This window comes from Shewanella sp. UCD-FRSSP16_17, assembly GCF_001675935.1.
Classification (GTDB): Bacteria; Pseudomonadota; Gammaproteobacteria; order Enterobacterales; family Shewanellaceae; genus Shewanella; species Shewanella japonica.
The window spans coordinates 1-758 of the sequence record NZ_LZFV01000033.1; the positions used below are offsets into that span (position 1 = coordinate 1).

Annotated in this window: 2 rRNA genes; both read left to right on the forward strand. The window is 43.4% G+C overall.

What is annotated here, in order from left to right:
* Nucleotides 1–282 (forward strand): 16S ribosomal RNA (locus tag A9267_RS13925); the annotation flags it as partial.
* A 350-nt stretch (nt 283–632) separates the two neighbouring features.
* Nucleotides 633–758 (forward strand): 23S ribosomal RNA (locus tag A9267_RS13930); the annotation flags it as partial.

The following is a 758-nucleotide window of genomic DNA, read 5'->3' on the forward strand; positions in this document are numbered from 1 at the left end:
AAGCCGCAAGGTCTAGCTAATCTCATAAAGCTCGTCGTAGTCCGGATTGGAGTCTGCAACTCGACTCCATGAAGTCGGAATCGCTAGTAATCGTAGATCAGAATGCTACGGTGAATACGTTCCCGGGCCTTGTACACACCGCCCGTCACACCATGGGAGTGGGCTGCACCAGAAGTAGATAGTCTAACCTTCGGGAGGACGTTTACCACGGTGTGGTTCATGACTGGGGTGAAGTCGTAACAAGGTAGCCCTAGGGGAACCTGGGGCTGGATCACCTCCTTACCTATACGACTAACTTGATGTTTGTTGAGTGTTCACACAGATTGCTTGTTACTCCTTTTATGGAGTTGAGCGAAATGCGCCGCCAGCCGGTTAGCATTGTTCTTTAACAATTTGGAAAGCTGATAGTATTTAATATGATGATGTCTGTCGTTGTATTAATTACAAATCGTATTACTGAGAAGTTAATCCCTTTTTAGTAATACATTGAGTTCTCAAAACACTTTATTAAGTGTCTTGAATATTCTAAAACTAAGGCGAATTTGTGTAGTGTTAATTCACATGCAAATTATGTAATAAACCAGCTAGTTACGGTACAACTTGAGTTTCTTTGAAACTTATTTGGGTTGTATGGTTAAGTGACTAAGCGTATACGGTGGATGCCTTGGCAGTCAGAGGCGATGAAGGACGTAGTAACTTGCGAAAAGCGTTGGCGAGCTAGTAACAAGCATTTGAGCTAACGATGTCCGAATGGGGAA